The sequence below is a fragment of the Streptomyces sp. ME19-01-6 genome (genome assembly GCF_033793745.1).
GTDB lineage: Bacteria > Actinomycetota > Actinomycetes > Streptomycetales > Streptomycetaceae > Streptomyces.
This window is the reverse complement of sequence record NZ_JARAXF010000047.1, coordinates 1-15702: the sequence shown is the minus strand read 5'-3', so window position 1 is coordinate 15702 and position 15702 is coordinate 1. Positions and strand designations below refer to the sequence as shown.

At 71.2% G+C, this 15702-nt stretch carries 17 protein-coding genes; 8 read left to right on the top strand and 9 right to left on the bottom strand.

What is annotated here, in order from left to right:
* Positions 1-12: 12 nt before the first annotated feature.
* Positions 13-927 (bottom strand): MBL fold metallo-hydrolase, encoded by a 915-nt coding sequence (locus tag PV419_RS49100; RefSeq protein ID WP_319700390.1) that lies wholly within the window; start codon positions 925-927, stop codon positions 13-15.
* Positions 928-1031: 104 nt separating this feature from the next.
* Between PV419_RS49100 and PV419_RS49095 the strand changes: the two genes are divergently transcribed.
* Both PV419_RS49095 and PV419_RS49090 read left to right on the top strand, forming a co-directional pair.
* Entirely contained in the window at positions 1032-1961 is a 930-nt protein-coding gene (locus PV419_RS49095; RefSeq protein WP_319700388.1) for an AraC family transcriptional regulator, read from the top strand.
* A 97-nt stretch (positions 1962-2058) separates the two neighbouring features.
* Positions 2059-2631: a hypothetical protein gene (locus PV419_RS49090; RefSeq protein ID WP_319700387.1), complete on the top strand. Its 573-nt coding sequence runs from the start codon at positions 2059-2061 to the stop codon at positions 2629-2631.
* 77 nt (positions 2632-2708) lie between these two features.
* Here the strand turns inward: PV419_RS49090 and PV419_RS49085 are convergent, their stop codons facing one another.
* The 3 genes from PV419_RS49085 to PV419_RS49075 form a co-directional block, all read right to left on the bottom strand.
* On the bottom strand, positions 2709-3362 hold the full coding sequence (locus tag PV419_RS49085) for a hypothetical protein (protein WP_319700385.1): 654 nt from the start codon (positions 3360-3362) through the stop codon (positions 2709-2711).
* A gap of 39 nt (positions 3363-3401) precedes the next feature.
* On the bottom strand, positions 3402-4418 hold the full coding sequence (locus tag PV419_RS49080; RefSeq protein ID WP_319700383.1) for a HEAT repeat domain-containing protein: 1017 nt from the start codon (positions 4416-4418) through the stop codon (positions 3402-3404).
* A 114-nt stretch (positions 4419-4532) separates the two neighbouring features.
* Positions 4533-4970, bottom strand: a complete 438-nt coding sequence (locus PV419_RS49075) for a DoxX family protein (protein ID WP_319700381.1) — start codon at positions 4968-4970, stop codon at positions 4533-4535.
* Positions 4971-5067: 97 nt separating this feature from the next.
* Between PV419_RS49075 and PV419_RS49070 the strand changes: the two genes are divergently transcribed.
* The 3 genes from PV419_RS49070 to PV419_RS49060 all read left to right on the top strand — a co-directional run bounded on the left by PV419_RS49070 (position 5068) and on the right by PV419_RS49060 (position 7299).
* The gene (locus PV419_RS49070) at positions 5068-5667 is read left to right on the top strand and encodes a TetR/AcrR family transcriptional regulator (protein WP_319700379.1); all 600 of its coding nucleotides are present in this window, start codon (positions 5068-5070) and stop codon (positions 5665-5667) included.
* Positions 5668-5844: 177 nt separating this feature from the next.
* Complete coding sequence (locus tag PV419_RS49065; protein ID WP_319700377.1) at positions 5845-5979, top strand: hypothetical protein; 135 nt, start codon at positions 5845-5847, stop codon at positions 5977-5979.
* Between the two features lie 234 nt (positions 5980-6213).
* The gene (locus PV419_RS49060; RefSeq protein WP_319700375.1) at positions 6214-7299 is read left to right on the top strand and encodes a glycoside hydrolase family 5 protein; all 1086 of its coding nucleotides are present in this window, start codon (positions 6214-6216) and stop codon (positions 7297-7299) included.
* 99 nt (positions 7300-7398) lie between these two features.
* Here the strand turns inward: PV419_RS49060 and PV419_RS49055 are convergent, their stop codons facing one another.
* Together PV419_RS49055 and PV419_RS49050 are read right to left on the bottom strand one after the other, a co-directional pair.
* The gene (locus PV419_RS49055) at positions 7399-7602 is read right to left on the bottom strand and encodes a hypothetical protein (RefSeq protein ID WP_319700373.1); all 204 of its coding nucleotides are present in this window, start codon (positions 7600-7602) and stop codon (positions 7399-7401) included.
* 142 nt (positions 7603-7744) lie between these two features.
* Positions 7745-9679, bottom strand: a complete 1935-nt coding sequence (locus tag PV419_RS49050; RefSeq protein WP_319700372.1) for a serine hydrolase domain-containing protein — start codon at positions 9677-9679, stop codon at positions 7745-7747.
* Positions 9680-9891: 212 nt separating this feature from the next.
* On the opposite strand from PV419_RS49050, the gene PV419_RS49045 reads away from it, so the two are divergent.
* Together PV419_RS49045 and PV419_RS49040 are read left to right on the top strand one after the other, a co-directional pair.
* Positions 9892-11208, top strand: a complete 1317-nt coding sequence (locus PV419_RS49045) for a sensor histidine kinase (RefSeq protein ID WP_319700371.1) — start codon at positions 9892-9894, stop codon at positions 11206-11208.
* A complete protein-coding gene (locus PV419_RS49040; RefSeq protein ID WP_319700370.1) occupies positions 11172-11816 on the top strand; it encodes a response regulator transcription factor in 645 nt (214 codons plus the stop codon). Before PV419_RS49045 ends, PV419_RS49040 begins: the two co-directional genes overlap by 37 nt.
* Positions 11817-12057: 241 nt before the next feature.
* Here PV419_RS49040 and PV419_RS49035 read toward each other — a convergent pair whose 3' ends face one another.
* Both PV419_RS49035 and PV419_RS49030 read right to left on the bottom strand, forming a co-directional pair.
* Positions 12058-12903: an alpha/beta hydrolase gene (locus PV419_RS49035; protein WP_319700368.1), complete on the bottom strand. Its 846-nt coding sequence runs from the start codon at positions 12901-12903 to the stop codon at positions 12058-12060.
* Positions 12904-12986: 83 nt separating this feature from the next.
* Positions 12987-13820 (bottom strand): 4'-phosphopantetheinyl transferase family protein, encoded by an 834-nt coding sequence (locus PV419_RS49030; protein ID WP_319700366.1) that lies wholly within the window; start codon positions 13818-13820, stop codon positions 12987-12989.
* Between the two features lie 178 nt (positions 13821-13998).
* Between PV419_RS49030 and PV419_RS49025 the strand changes: the two genes are divergently transcribed.
* Positions 13999-14910 (top strand): alpha/beta hydrolase, encoded by a 912-nt coding sequence (locus PV419_RS49025; protein WP_319700365.1) that lies wholly within the window; start codon positions 13999-14001, stop codon positions 14908-14910.
* A gap of 284 nt (positions 14911-15194) precedes the next feature.
* Here the strand turns inward: PV419_RS49025 and PV419_RS49020 are convergent.
* On the bottom strand, positions 15195-15702 hold a 508-nt coding region (locus PV419_RS49020), incomplete at its 5' end, for an acetyl-CoA carboxylase biotin carboxyl carrier protein subunit (RefSeq protein ID WP_319700363.1).

Here is a 15702-nt window from a genome sequence, read left to right as displayed (position 1 = left end):
GGCGGGCACTGCCTACGGTGCGGCGTAGGCCGCCCACCGCTTGAGCGCGAACCCCTCGCCTTCCCTGCGGACTTCCACCGCGCCGGCTCCACCGAAGTGTGCCGGGACGACCAGTTCCCGTTCGGCCGCTGCCCGGTCGAGGATCCGACGTCGGCTGGCTTCCGCTTGTCTCGGGTCGTGGCAGAAGCAGCTGTTGCAGGACGGGCGCAGGATCTGCACCGGGCTGTGGAGCAGATCACCGACGAAAACGGCACGATCACTTCCCGATGCGAGCCGCACTACGGCCGATCCGGGTGTGTGGCCGGGGGCGGACTCCAGGGTGAGGTGTTCGTCGATGCGGTGGGTGCCGTCCCACAGCACGGCCTGTCCGGACCGGTGGACCGGCGCGATGCTGTCCTCGTAGATCAGCCGGTCGTCCGGTCGATGGCCACCCGCGTAGGCGTTGTCCGGGCCGAAGTGGAAGTCGTCGCGGGCCGGAATCAGGTACTGGGCGTTGGGGAAGGTCGGCGTCCACGCCCCCTCGGCACCGGTGGTGTTCCAGCCGACGTGGTCGCCGTGGAGGTGGGTGTTGACGACGACGTCGACGTCCGTCGGCCGTATCCCGGCTTGCGCCAGAGTGCCGAGGAAGTCGCCCTGCCAGTGGTGGAACCGCGGCGAGCCGGGCCGCTCGCGCCCGTTGCCCACCCCGGTGTCGACCAGGACGGTCCGCCCCGCGCTGCGTAGCACCCAGGTCTGCAGCGCGACCACGGCTTTACCGCTGCCCGGCTCCCAGTGGTCCGGTGCCAGCCAGTTCTCGTTGTCCTTCCATACCTCGGCCCCGGACTCCGGAACCAGACCGAGGGCCGGGGCAAAGGGCCCGCTCCACTCGATGATCCGGAAGACTTCCACGTCCCCCAGCATGCTGCTCTGCAGGTTTTCGCTGATCATGTCCTCGACCTTAGGGAAGCCGTGATGAGCTGCTCAATGCGTGAGGGGCTCTCTTGAATACGCATCCGTCTCACTCTCGAAGCGAGCACAGATACCATGGCCCCGTGGATGTGGTGAGCGACGCCATCGCGGCCGTGCGCATCGGCCGGCCGTCCTCCAACCGAGTGCGGATGAGCGGGAACTGGTGCGCGCGACTCGCCCCGTATGACGGTGCGGGCTTTCACGTCGTACTGGAGGGCAGCTGCTGGCTGCTGCCCGACGGCGGCGCTCCGGTCTCACTGGGAACGGGGGACGCGGTTTTGCTGCCGCACGGCACCGGGCACGTGATCGCCGACTCTCCGGCGGATGCGGCGGCCATGGAGGATGCGGTGCCGATCGAGCACTGGCTCGACGGCACGCGACCGCACGGGAGCGGGGAGGCCGGCGACCAGGTGGAGATGCTCTGCGGCAAGTACCGGCTGGATCGCAGCCACGTCCACCCGCTCATGGCGGAGCTGCCATTGGTCCTTCACCTGCCCCACCGCGTGGGCAGCCACCCCGAACTCCGCGCCGTCATCGATCTGCTGGGTGGCGAGTTGGAGGCGCGGCGACCCGGTTCGTGCATCTCGGTCCCCAGCCTGCTCGACCTCTTCTTCGTCTACGTGATCCGTTCCTGGATGGCCGAGGACACGGCCGGGATCTGGCCGACGGTGCTGAGCGACCCGGTGACGACCACCGCCCTGCGGGCGATGCACTCGGATCCGGCCGCGGCGTGGACCAACGACCGCCTGGCCGCCGAGGCGGGCGTCTCCCGCCCCACCCTGGCCCGCCGCTTCGCCACCCTGGTCGGCCACCCTCCGATGGCCTACCTCACCTGGTGGCGCCTCACCCTTGCCGCCGCCCTGCTCCGCGACACCACGGACCCACTGGCCGCCATCGCCCGCCGTGTCGGCTACGGCACCCCGTACGCCTTCTCCCACGCCTTCAAAAGGGAGTTCGGAACCACCCCCGGGCAGTACCGGACGGAGGCGGCCCCCCGGCGGCCGGCCACCTGACAGCCCTGTCGGCCCGTGGCGCCCGCCCCCCTGGTCGCGGATTCGGAGGCCGGGGGGAGGCCGGGCCGAGGTCAGACCTCCCTGCCATCATCGGGTGATGAGCAATGCGGAGACGGTCGAGGACCGGTACGACGACGAGCTGCCCCCCACCCCGGCGCCGACCACCCCTGCCGAGTGGGACGACCTGATCGATGACTGGGACGAGATGCGCCACGGCTACTACCTCGGCGATGCGCCGGGCACGGTGCTGGCGTGCGCGAGGAATCTCGAGGCGAGTGTGGCGGCCGGCGGGCCGGATACGGCGCTGTGGACGCTCGGGCTGGTACTCATAGGCCCTTATGTGATCTACGCCCGCCCGGACGCGGCGGCCGAGGCCCGGGTGATGGAGGCGATGGGCGCGGTCGAGCGGGCTCTGGGCCAGATCTCCTGTGCGCATGAGGAGCATCCGTGTGACGACGCGCCGTTCGATGCGGAGCTGGACAACTTCCGGCATGTCCTGGAGATGCTGGCCCATCCGGAGCGGGACGCCGCCCATGAGGCGGCCCTGGCCGATGAGGAGAACTGGCCGGACGAGGAGGAGGCGCAGTCCTGGTACGAGGGCCGGATGACGCGGGAGATATGGACCTGCCCGCGGAATCTGGCCGGGTTGGCCCGCGCCTTTCCCGGCTGAGGCCGGGCGTCGCATGGTCTGGACGGCCCCCTCTCGGCGCCCAGACCGCTTCGATCAAAGGCGGCGGTGACTGCCCGTCAGGGCGTACGGCCCCGGGTGCGCTGCCGGTGCCCCCTGACGTCGGGGCGGCCGATGTGGCCCGCCGGGCGCTGGGACTCACCGAGCCAGATCTGCGGGACGTATGTCTGAACCGCCTCGACCACCGGCCGCTGGTTGGGGGCGGCGAGGGGGATGCGGTGGCGCAGGCGCGGAAGACCGGGGTGGAACGGCTCCTCGTCGCGGACCAGGCCCCACAGGATCGGGTCGTCCCGGTCGATGGGGCCGGTGGGATACAGCTCCAGGGAGTACGTCTTCCCATTGCGCCCGAACTCGCTCCAGCAGAGGGCGGCTCCGGCGAGGGTGTGCCAGGGGATGACGTTCCGCAGGTTTCCCTTTTCGAGCCACAGACCCGTGTGGTCGATGAGAATCCTGTTGCGGCGGTTCGCCCAGAAGGGAACGAACAGGATGACCCCGAGAACACCGAGGGCCACCGCGAACCCGAGCCCCAGGAACCCGGTGACGGTGGACTCCCCCTTCTGTTTTCCGGTGGCGACCAGGACGACGCCGAAGATGCCGACGGCGCCGATCACCATGAGGAGGACGGAGCAGGGGAGCCCGGTCATGGCGCTGCGGCGGCCGATGCGTATGACGGTGGCGTCCGGCGCGGGCGAGGGTGTGTGCGGCGACGACATGGTGCGTGAGCTTAGTCGGCCCCTGTGTGGTGCGGTCGGTCAGATGGGCAGGGCGCCCTTGAAGCGGGAGTTGGGCAGGTCGGGGTGGGTGGTGGCGAGCCAGCCGTGGCCGTGGGTGTGCTCCGCGTCCATGGGGCCGGGTTGAACCGAGAGGTTGTCGGCTGCCACGTCGGCGTGGGGCACACCCTTGGCGTATTCCTCGTCTTCGATCCCTTTTTCCGCGTCTTCCATGTAGCTGAGCTCGAAGGGCAGTGGCTTGCCCCGGAACTCCGGGTAGTCATAGGTGCCATAGCTCCGCACCCTTCGGCCGTCGCGCGCGACATACCAGACCGAGCCGGAGTGGTAGGGGTCGATGACGTAGAAGTGGGCCTCCCCGCATCGCTCGCTGAGCGTATCGGCCAGGCCGAATCCGTCACATTCGTCGACGAATGAATTGCCCCACACCATGCGCCAGTTCTTGATCCCCAGGTCGCGCCACCAGCCCCAGTTCTCGAACTCCGGGGTGATGAAGACCCGGTAGGCCCTCTGCTTCTCACCCTGGGAATCCTGGAAATCCATGGCGTCGTCGGCTCGGGTGGTGGCGTCCACACCCAGCACGGTGGTGACCGGCCGGAGGTCGTGCAGACCGAGGGCGGATACGGCGTCGTCGAGCCGGTCCGCCGGAAAGGCCAGCCAGCGACCGGCGTCCAAGGGGAGGCGCACCGGGAGTTCGTCCAGGAGCTTGATCCGTACGAGGCGTTCCACGGCACGCCGGTCGGCGTCGTCGAGCGCCTCCGTGCCGCCCAGGTCGACCAGCGTCTCCAGGGCCTTGCCGCGCAGCCGCCCGGGGCCATGGCGCCGGATCTCCCGAAGGCGCGGCAGCGCCTGGTCGCCCAACCGCTTCAGGACGGACTCGGCGCTGAATCGCGGGCTCCCCCGTCGTCCGTCGCGGACATACGGCAGGAGCGGGTCGATGCTCTGGGCTCCGAGCGCGACCAGGCCGTCCTCCGCGGCCCTCCGAACGGCGCGGTCCTGGTCGGAGAGATCCCGTATGAGGGCGTCAATGGCTTCTGACATGGGCATAGCCTAGGCCCGGCAGGGACGGGGAGCTGCGGCTGCCGGACGCCGGCCAGGACTTCGCAGCCACCAGAAGCGACCTTCCGGTGCTCTACCCGGGCCCCAGTTGAGCGCTCAGACCGCCGCGGCCGCGCAGGCCGCCAGGAACACCGCCTGAAGGAACGTCCGCGGGATCAACGGCGTGACCGGCTTCCCGCCCAGCGTGAGCCCGGACCGGGCGGCGTGGACGTTGGCGGGGAACATCGCCAGCAGCAGGACGACGAGGGCGACCGCGGCCCAGGAGCGGGTCGCGGGGAGCACCAACCCGGCCGCTCCGGCCAGTTCGAGCACGCCGGTGCCCGTCACCAGCAGGTCCGCCCGGGGCAGTGCGGGCGGGACCATGGCGATCATTTCGGCGCGGCGGCCCGTGAAGTGGGCGACGCCGGTGAGCGTGAACATCAAGGCCAGCGCGGCACACAGGGCGGGCTGCCAGCCGTCCAGGGCGGAGACGCCGAGCAGTCCGGCGAGGCGGGCCAGGATCCAACCGGCGACGAGCGCGATCAAGGGGACCATGTGCGTGTTCTTCCTTCCGCCGCCGGATCTTGACGTCGGCAAGATTCGCCGATGGCGCCAATCTTGTCAATAGCTAGATCCGGGTAGGGTCGGACCCATGACTGCCCACGACCCCGCGTCCCACGCCGCCGTCAACCGCCAGGGCTACCACCACGGCGACCTGCGCCGCGCACTCCTGACCGCGGCCGTCGAGGCCATCGAGGAATCCGGCGCCGCCGCCGTGAGCCTGCGCGACCTCGCCCGGCGGGCCGGGGTCTCCCATGCCGCGCCCGCCCACCACTTCGGCGACAAGGCCGGACTGCTGACCGCGGTGGCCGTCGAAGGGTTCGAGCTGTTCGCCGACGCGCTCAACACCACCTGGGAACAGACCGGCGACTTCGCCGAAGTCGGCGTCGCCTATGTGCGCTTCGGACTGGCCCACCGGGGGCACTTCGAGGTGATGTTCCAGCCCAACCTGTGCCACGCGGACGCCGCCGACCTGGTCGCAGCCCGGGCCCGCGCGGCCGAGTCGCTGCACGGCGGCGCAGCTGTCCTGGCCGACCGCGCGGCGGACGGGGACCTGCAGACCGCCGCGTGGGCAGGCTGGTCGCTGGTCCATGGGTTCACCATGCTGCAGCTCGGCGGCGCGCTCCCGCTGCCGCCGGACGCCGACCCGGAGCACACGGCGCGGCAGGTCGTCAAGCTCCTCGGCCGGTAGTACCGGAACGGCGAAGCAACCCGTGACCACAGCGGCCACCCGCAGTAAACCTTGACGCCCGCTGTACCGGGTGTCACGATTCGGGCGCCGCCATGTTTGCGTAAACATCGCCACGGGTCGTCCCGGGCCGTGAGTTCCGGCCAACGCTTTGTTGGTGGGGCAGGGAGGAGCGGAACGGTGGGCCGAGCACCGCAGGCGAAGGTTCACGGCTCCTGGCCGCCGTCGGCCGTCCCGGAAGCGGAGACGGACGCGGAGACGGCGGCGGAGACGGAGACCGGCGCCGACAAGATCTTCGCCTTACGCCTTCCCTGACCACGTCACCGTCTGCCGCCCCCGCGTCCCGACATCCGGGCGGGACGGACGCGCGGACCGCACCCCGTACTCCCTCACGCCACGCGTCGAGGGCGCCGGTACCCCACCGGCCACCACCGGGCCCGCCGACGGCGAGCCGACATCCCCCGTCCGGTCCGGCACATCCTCCAACGGCCACTCAGCCCCCCGCAGGCTCCGCCAGCGCTGAGTCGCCATCTCTTGAAAGAGCACGCGATGCGCACATCCCCCGCCAGACCCGTCAGAGCCCGCCTCACCCCCCGGCTGGGCGCCGCCTTCGCAGCGATCCTGGTCGCCGCGGCCGGCGGCACGACCTTCGCCGCCGGCCCCGCCTCCGCCTCCACGGCCGCGGCCACGGCCGCGCCGAGCAAAGACACCACCCAGTTCAAGGGCGTGAACTGGGCGGACCCCCGCGACAACTTCGCCGACGACCCGGTCGTGCTGTCCGGCCTGTCCACCTCCGACAGCTACGCCCAGACCTACGCCAAGGCGAGCCGGATCATCTCCGGGTTCCGCGCGAACCTCGGCGCCAACACCGTCCGGCTGCCGATCAACCCGTACACCGTCAACGGCTCCTACTGGAAGTCCTACCGCGGGGTCATCGACGCGGCCTCGGCCAAGGGCTTCAAGGTCATCGTGTCCTACTGGGAGGGTACGGGCCCCCGCAAGGACGGCTTCATCGACGACCCCGCCACCTTCTGGCCCATGTGGAACACCGTGGTCGACGCGTACAAGGACAACAAGCGGGTCTACTTCGAGCCGATGAACGAGCCCCACGGCTACACCGACGCCGAGTGGGCCGACATCGCCGCGAAGTGGCTGTCCACCTACCCCTCGGTCCCGCGCAACCGGGTGTTCGTCAGCGGCGCCGGCTACAACGACCACGTCACCTCCGTCTGCGCCGACCCGCGCCTGGCCGGCACCTACCTGTCGCTGCACCACTACGGGTTCTGGAAGAGCTACGCCACCTACGACGAGTGGGTGGCCGACCTCAAGGGGCGCATCGGTGACTGCGCCAACCGGACCGTCGCCGATGAGTTCGGGGCTCCGATGACCACCGGCCTCAACTACAACAAGGCGACCCCCTCCGACAACTACATCAACTACATCCAGGCCGTCACGGACACCTTCCGCGAGCTCAAGATGGGGTCGGTCTACTGGCCCGGCCTGCGCACCGACGACACCTACACGCTGCAGACCCTGACCGGCGACCCCGCCCGGCCCTCGCTGGCCACCACCAACCAGTCCGGCGCCGACCGGCTCGCCTGGGGCTGGGGACGCGGCAAGCCCGTCCAGCCCTGACGCGGTCAGTGCCGGTAGGCGGTACCGGCAGGCGTGCCGGTACCGCCGTCTGCGCCAAGCGTCCGAAAGGACGCTGCCCATCGGATCCCCGACGCGCCTTCAGCAGCAAATTGGCACGTCGGTGGCCGCTTCGGCGGTCGTGCCGGGCGGCACGGTGAGCCAGGCGCCCTGCACCGGACCGGCCGCCGTCCCGGCCGACGCGGCGGCTGCCGTCGACGGGGAGGCGGCGGCGGGAACGACCGCCGCACTCAGGACCAGGACGCTTCCCGCGAAAGTCGTGGCGATCTTTGCTGTGATGCTCATGGATGTCTCCCCCTTTGTCAGCGGTGCATGAGCTGAATTCAGTGCCGGCGCGTTCCCTAACCGAACGCACTGCGGGAAACCGTGCCGGACGGGGCGTGCGAAAAGCTTGCGAAAACCTTGAAACGGCCGGTCGGCGCCGGTGTCACCCCGCCAGGTGGTAGTTGCCCGCGACCGCCAGGAAGAGCACCGCGGCCAGGGCCACCGCGCTGTAGTGGATCCGGGCCGCCCAGCCCCACCAGCGGCGCCACCAGGCGATCACGGCGCACACCAGCACGGCCGCCGTGGTGGCCAGCGCCGCCTTCACCAGGACCGGGACCAGCTTAAGCATGGGCGAGTCGCCGAGGAAGACCGTCTGGTTGAGGGAGTTGGGGTCGGCGACCAGGAGGGCGAAGCAGCCGGTGGCCACGGTGAGCAGCACGCCGGTGGTCCAGGCGAGCAGGCGGGCCAGCTGGGCGCCGGCCGGGGCGGCCGTGGCGGTGCCCCGGCGGCGGCCGATGAGGGCGCCGATGGTCCAGGCGGTGACGGACAGCAGCAGGACGCCCAGGGAGCCGAGCAGGAGCTGCTGGTGCAGGACCGGGGACTCGTACCAGGGCAGCCGCTCGTAGGCGACGGTCGGGTCGGAGGCGAGGAAGAGCTTGCCGTCCTTGAAGGCGAGCCGCTCCTGGCCGTCCTTCTCCTGGAAGAGGCCGTCGCCGATGCGTACCCAGTGCTGCTTGGTGACCCCCGGGTCGCGGCTGAGGGGGCCGGTGGTGGTGAGGGTGGAGTCCGCTCCGGCGGTGACCCGGACCGAGCTGGTCAGCGCGGCGGCGCGGGTGAGGTCGGAGTGGCTGGTGCGGGTGGAACGGTAGAAGCCGGCGAACGTGCCGGTCTCGCCCATGCGGGCGGTGGCGGCACGGCGCGGGGTGCCGAAGGTGTGGTCGGCGACGCGGCCCGCGAGTTCCTGGCCGGCCCAGGAGGCGCTGCCGTCCTTGCCGTCGCCGTTGTACGCGACGTACACGCCGGTGTCCCGGTCGGGCAGCAGCGCGAGGTTGTCGTGGAAGCCGGGGATGTCGCCGTCCTTGACGAGCATGCGGTGGCCGTCCCGACCACGCTCCTCCAGGATGTAGCCGATTCCGGGCAGCCGCGGATCGTTGCCGAACTGGCGGTGCTGCATGGCCCGGGTCAGCCGCTCGCCGAGCACCCGGTGACCGTCGAGGCTGCCGCCCGCGAGCTGGGCGAGCATCAGCCGCCCCATGTCGGTGGCGGTGGTGACGGCCGCGGCGCCGGTCGGGGTCCAGGCGCCGTACTGGCCCTCGGCGGGCACCTGCCGCTTGCCGTCGGGGCGGTAGCCGCCGGCCCGTTCGGTGGCGATGGCGGCGGGGTGCGGCTGGGCGAAGGAGGTACGGGTCATGCCGAGCGGCCGCAGGATGTGGCGGCCCACGTACGCGTCGAAGGGCTCGCCCGAGACCAGTTCGACCAGGTACCCGGCCAGCGCCACGCCGTAGTTGTCGTAGCTGGACACCTTCCCCGGCGGGCGGACCCGCTTCGGCTGGTGTTCGGCCAGGCTGTCGCCGAGCCGCTCGGCGTCCTCGGGGTGGGCGGTGGCGCGGCCGATGATGCTGTTGTCGAACCCGGCGGTGTGCATCAGCAGGTCGCGGACGGTGACCGGCCGCCCCGGATAGCTGTCCTTGATGGTGAAGCCGGCCTTATGGCGGGTGAGATAGCGGTTGACGTCGGCCCGTAGGTCCAGCTTCTTCCGCTCGACCTGCTGGAGCACCGCCATGGCGGTGAACACCTTGGCGTCCGAGCCCATGAAGAAACCCGTACGGCGGGCGTCCACCCGGGTGCCGCGGTCGATGTCGGCCACCCCGTACCCCTTGGCCAGCACCTGCCGTCCGCCGGAGACCACGACCACCGCGGCCCCCGGGATCCGGTAGTCGTCCAGCTGCTTCTTGACGAGGCTGTCGACCAGGGCCTCAAGGCTCCGCGGGCGCGGGGAGCCGGGCGCGGCCGAGGCCGAGGCGGCCGTCGCCAGCACGGTCATGAGGACGGCGAGCAGCAGGGACACCGCCGCGGTAACGCTGCGTCGAGCACTCATTTACCGGCTCCTTCGCTCACAGAGGGATCGCGTCGCAAGCACAAGTCAACTCAGTTCGCGCCGGTAGGCCGAGGGCCCTGTGTGGCGTCTTATGGGGGACCTGACTACACCCCCCGAAACGCCACTCGGGTCCAGTGCCCCAGCGGGCGCACCACGGGCAGACTGAATGGCACACAGCGGCGGAAGGGCCGCCCCGAGGAGGGGGTTACGAAATGAGCATCATGACCGACGAGAGGATCGACGGACGTCAGGCCGGCGGCAGCGGCCCCTGGCCCGTCCGTGGAGTGCGCGCCATGGGCCGCGGCCTGGCGCTGGCCGCCCTCGCCCCGTGGGAGGTGGTGCTCTTCTGCCTGATGGTGACCGCGATCTCCCTGCTGGGTGTCGGCCTCGGGGTGTTCCTGGTGCCCGCCCTGGCGGTGGCCCTGCGGGGGACCACGGCGATCACCCGGCGGCTGGCCGGGCAGTGGTCGGGGGTCGAGATCGAGGACCCGTACCGGCCGCAGCCGGCTCCCGAGCCGGGCTTCAAGGGCTTAATGCAGCGCAACCAGTGGATCCTCACCGACCCGGCGACCTGGCGGGACCTGGCCTGGACCCTGGTCAACCCGGTGGTCGGCCTGGTGATCGCCATTCTGCCGCTGGCGCTGGTCGGCTATGGCGTCTTCGGGCTGATCATGCCCCTGATCTGGGAGGACATCGCTGACGCGGGCGGCAACAACTGGTACGCGATGATCAAGGTGACCAGTGACGGCTCCGCCCTGATGGCCGCCGCCCTCGGCGTCCCCATCGTGCTGGCCGGTCTGGCCGCGGGCCCGCACCTGATCCGGGTGCACGCCCACTTCGCCAAGTCGCTGCTGGCCCCCACCGAGATGTCCCGCCAGGTGCGCCACCTCACCGAGACCCGCAGCGACGCCGTCAACACCTCGGCCGCCGAGCTGCGCCGCATCGAGCGCGACCTGCACGACGGCGCCCAGGCCCGGCTGGTCGCGATGGGCATGAACCTGGGCGTGGCCGAGCGGCTGCTCGCCAAGGACCCCGAGGCGGCCCGCGCCATCCTCGCCGACACCCGCCAGGCCTCCGCCGCCGCCCTCAACGAGCTGCGCGACCTGGTCCGCGGCATCCACCCGCCGGTACTCGCCGACCGCGGCCTGGCCGACGCGGTCCGCGCCCTGGGCATGGACAGCCCCTTGGAGGTCGACGTCAACGCCGAGCTGCCCGGCCGTCCCGAGGCCCCGGTCGAGTCCGCCCTGTACTTCGCGATCTCCGAGGCCCTCACCAACGCGGCCAAGCACGGCGAGGCCCAGCGGGTCACGGTCGACCTCTGGTACGAGACGGGCCGGCTGCGCGCCCAGGTCACCGACGACGGGATCGGCGGCGCGGACCCCTCCCGGGGCACGGGACTGCGCGGAATGGAGCGCCGGCTTGCTACTTTCGACGGTGTCCTTGCCGTGACCAGCCCCCAGGGCGGTCCGACGACACTGACCATGGAGCTGCCGTGCGTGCTGTCCTCGCCGAAGACCTCTTCCTCTTGAGGGACGGGTTAGTCAGGCTTCTGGAGGCATACGACTTCGAGATCGTCGCCGCTGTGGACACCGGCCCCGACCTCCTGCAGGCCCTCGTCGAGCAACGTCCGGACGTGGCAGTCGTCGATGTACGACTCCCCCCGACGTTCACCGACGAGGGCCTGCAGGCCGCTTTGGAGGCCCGCCGCCGGATCCCCGGCCTCCCGGTGCTGGTCCTGTCCCAGTACGTGGAACAGCTGTACGCCAAGGAGCTGCTGGCCGACGGCACCGGCGGCATCGGCTATCTGCTCAAGGACCGCGTGTTCGACCCGGACGAGTTCGTCGACGCGGTCCGCCGGGTGGCCGCCGGGGGCACCGCCATGGACCCCGAGGTCATCGCCCGGCTCTTCTCCAGCGCCTCCTCCGCCGCCGACCCCCTGGCCCGGCTGACCGCCCGGGAGCGCGAAGTCCTCGGCATCATGGCCGAGGGCCGCTCCAACGCCGCGATCGCCGAGCGGCTGGTGATAACCGAACGGGCCGTCATCAAACACACGTCCAATATCTTCGCCAAGCTGGACCTGCCGGTCTCGGACGACGACAACCGGCGGGTCCTGGCCGTTCTGGCGTATATGAAGTGAGGTCGGGTGAGGCAGGGCCGTTTCAGGTCAGGTCAGGTCACCGGGACGGTGACACCAGCCCCGCCTCGTACGCGACTGGCGCCAATGCCTGTCCCAGCTGCACCCCCGCGACGTCCCGGCCCTGCCCTCGCCGGCCGACTCGTGGCTGGCCTTCGCGTTCTGGCCGCTCGTCGCGGTCGTCGTCACCGTGCTCGTCGTACGGCGGCGCGACGTGTGACCACGGCCTGACGCCCGCCGCCCCCTACGCCGGCGCGCCGTCCAGGACGAACTCCCTGATCAGCTCCGCCAGTTGCTCCGGCTGGTCCTCGGGGATGAGGGTGTAGCTGTCGGCGATCTCCACATGGCGGCCGCGCGGCAGCAGCGCCGCCAGCCGCCGGCCGTGCTCGGGCGGCATGACCTTGTCCTCGGCCGCCCAGGCGACCAGCGCCGGGCGGTCGAAGTCGCGCAGCCGCTCGGCCCAGCGCAGCAGTTCCGCCTTGGGCGGCACCCCGAGGACGTACTTGCGCAGGTCGCGGCGGATCTCGGCGGAGGTCCACAGCGGCCGGAACCAGGCGTCCATGACCTCCGGCGGCACCGGACGCCTGGTCATCCGGCCCCAGGTCATGGGGAGGCGGCGGGCGGGGCGCAGCTTGAGGAGGGTGAAGGCGGCGGCCAGCCCGCCCGGGAGCTTGGCGGCGGCGTAGAGGTTGTGGCCGGGAAGGCCGGGCGGGAAGTTGTCGAACGCCTCGCAGGAGGTGATGACCAGCCGCCCGATCCGCTGGTCGCGGCCGTCGGCGACGAGGGCCTGCGCGCCGCCCCAGTCGTTCATGGCGAGGGTGACGTCGGTGAGGTCCAGCCGTTCGAGGAACTCGGCGACCAGCCGGGCCACGCCGAGGACCGACAGGTCGGCGTCGGGGCGCATCGGGCGGCGGTGGGCGCCCAGCGGCAGGGTCGGGACCACGCAGCGGATGTCCGGGGCCAGGCGGGCGACGACATGGCGCCACAGCGAGCCGTCCATGGCGACCCCGTGCAGCAGCACGGCGACCGGGCCGTCGCCTCCCGTGTCCTCGTAGGCGACGGTGCCCGCCGACAGTTCCAGCTCAGGCATACCCGACTCCAATGCCGTTGACTTTGTAGTGAGTTTAAGACGGCGACACGCCGACGTTACGGCGTGTCGCCGTCTCAAACTCACTACAAACGCAATGCGCTCACCACCGGGCGCACGGCCGGCGTGTCGTCGGTGCGCAGCGCGACCGCGGCCGCGTAGCCGGGCGGGGCGGGTACGTCGGCGAGGGACCAGCCGGGCGGGGTGGCGGAGCCGGGCGGGGCGAGGTGGTCGGCGAGGCCCACGTGGTGGGTCCGGAGGCCGCCGGGCAGGCCGGTGCCGATGCCCTTGAGGTAGGCCTCCTTCCGCACCCAGCAGCTGAGGAACGCCTCTTCATGCAGCGCCTCGGGCAGCACCTCGATCGCCGCCCGCTCATCGGCGTGGAGCTGCCGGATCAGGCCGGCCAGCACCGTGCCGCCGCGCCGCGCGTTCCTGGCCTCGATGTCGGCGCCGACGGGCGCGTCGGCGAAGGCGTACATCGCGGCGTCCTCGGCGTGCGACAGGGAGAACCGCAGCCCGGGCTCGCCCGCCACGGCGGGGCGGCCGTGCGGCTTGTCGCAGTCCGGCATGCCGCACAGCTCGCGGATCAGCTCGACCTCGGCGGGGTCGATGCCGAGATACGCGCCGAGGAGGACGCGCAGGCCCACATGGGAGGCGACATAGCGCTCCCGCAGGATGCCGTCGCGGAACCTGGCGGCCCGCTCGCTCTCCCGGGCGTCCAGCATCCCGGCGCGCGCGGCGGCGGCAGCGGCGGACGGCGGGATCCGCAGCAGCCATACGGCCACCTCGGCGCCGGAGGGCCGGTCCTCGGGGCGGGGCAGGGCACTCTCCGGTCCCCAGGCCCGGTCCCCCGCTCCGCTCCCCGTCCCGTCTGCCGTGTCGACGGCGGGATGCTGGACGCCTGGGCTGGTGTACGACACGATTCGCTCTCCCCCGCAGCGCTGCGACTGACTCAACATCCTTGCCCCGGGGCGGCGTTGCCGCACGGGCGACACCCGGTGACTTAGGACACGTTCCCCTGCCGACGGGTACGACCACCCGTCCGCACCACTACGATCAAGCACAGTCCGTGCACTTTCCGTAATGGGGGTTAGCGACATGGCGACGGGATTCTCGGCGAAGGCGGCCTCGGCGCTGGCCCTCCCGGTGGCTCCGCTGTACGGCGCCTTCCTCTCGTACTTCATCTATCACCCGCCCCGCAGGCCGTATCACAAGAAGCCCGCGGACCTGGGGCTGACCAGCACCGACGTCAGCGTGCCGCTGGGCGGCGGAGGGCGGCGGCTGCATGTGTGGCTGTGCCCGGGCGACCCGGACCGGGTGGTGGTGCTCGGGCACGGCCTGGGCCTGAGCAAGTCCGCGAGCCTCGCGCACGCCCGGCTGCTCAACGAGGCGGGCTATACGGTCGCCATGTTCGACCACCGCAACCACGGCAAGAGCAGCGCGGACCGGGCCTTCTGGGACATGAGCGAGCGGCACACCGACGATGTGATCGCGGTGGTCAAGCATCTGCGCGGCATGGCGGAGCACGCCTCGGCGCGCATCGCGGTCTACGGCTTCTCCATCTCCGCCTTCCCTTCCTTCTACATGCTCAGGAGGGACGGGGAATGCCCGGTCGACGCGGTCGTCTTCGACAGCGGCCCGGCGCTGGAGCTGCGGCCGCTGTTCCGTAACTTCCTCGCGGCCGGCGGGCTGCCGATCCCCGGCCCGCTGCGGACGGGGCCGTCCCGGAAGGCTGTGGATAAGGTCGCCTCGACGGCGGCGGTGGCGATGCTGCGGGTGCAGTGGCCGCCCGCGTCCGAGGGGGCGTACGAAAGCACGCCGATGCTCTTTCTGACCGGCGAGAGCGACACGATGATCCCGGCGGCCGGGGTGCGGGCGCTGGCGGAGCGGTATCCGTTGGCGGAGGTGCACACGCTGCCGGACACCGAGCATTTGCAGGGCGTCAAGACGCATCCGCGGGTCTACGCGGAGACGGTCCTGGGGTTCCTGGGGCGGACGATGAAGGGGTGAAGAGGCGATGCCCGAGCGGGCATGCCTCAGGCTCGATCCGCGCCGATTCGGGCACGGGAAATTGGCCTCCCCCGCCCCCGTTACGCGGGGGAGACCAAGTTCACCGGTGATGCGGCTGGTGCGGAATCACCGGCTCCATGGTCTGTCACGTGGGCTTCGCGCCCCAGACCCGTGGCACGAAGATGCCATACGAATTGCCGGGCCCCCGTATCCGGCACAACCGGAGAGACGGGGGCCCGGTGGGCTGCCAAACGGTCAGGGGTTCGAGGGCAGGTGGCCGGCTGTCAGTCTTTGATTTCGCAGATGACGGCGCCGGCGGTGATGGAGGCGCCGACGTCGGCGGCAAGGCCCTTGATGGTGCCGGCGCGGTGGGCGTTCAGCGGCTGTTCCATCTTCATCGCTTCCAGGACCACGACCAGGTCGCCCTCGGCGACCTGGTCCCCTTCCGCCACGGCGACCTTGACGATGGTGCCCTGCATGGGCGAGGCCAGCGCGTCACCCGAGGCGGCCGAGCCGGACTTCTTGACCGCCTTGCGCTTGGGCTTCTTCGCACCACTACCACCGCCGGCGTCCCCGGGGGCAGCCGCGGCGGCCGCGCCCAGGAACGCGGGGAGGGAGACCTCCAGTCGCTTGCCGCCGACCTCGACGACCACCGTTTCCCGTGGGGCGGTTTCTTCGGTTTCTTCGGTGCCGGTGGGGGTGTAGGGGGTGATGGTGTTGGTGAACTCGGTTTCGATCCAGCGGGTGTGGATGGTGAAGGGGTCGCTGGTGAAGGCGGGGTCGGTGACCACG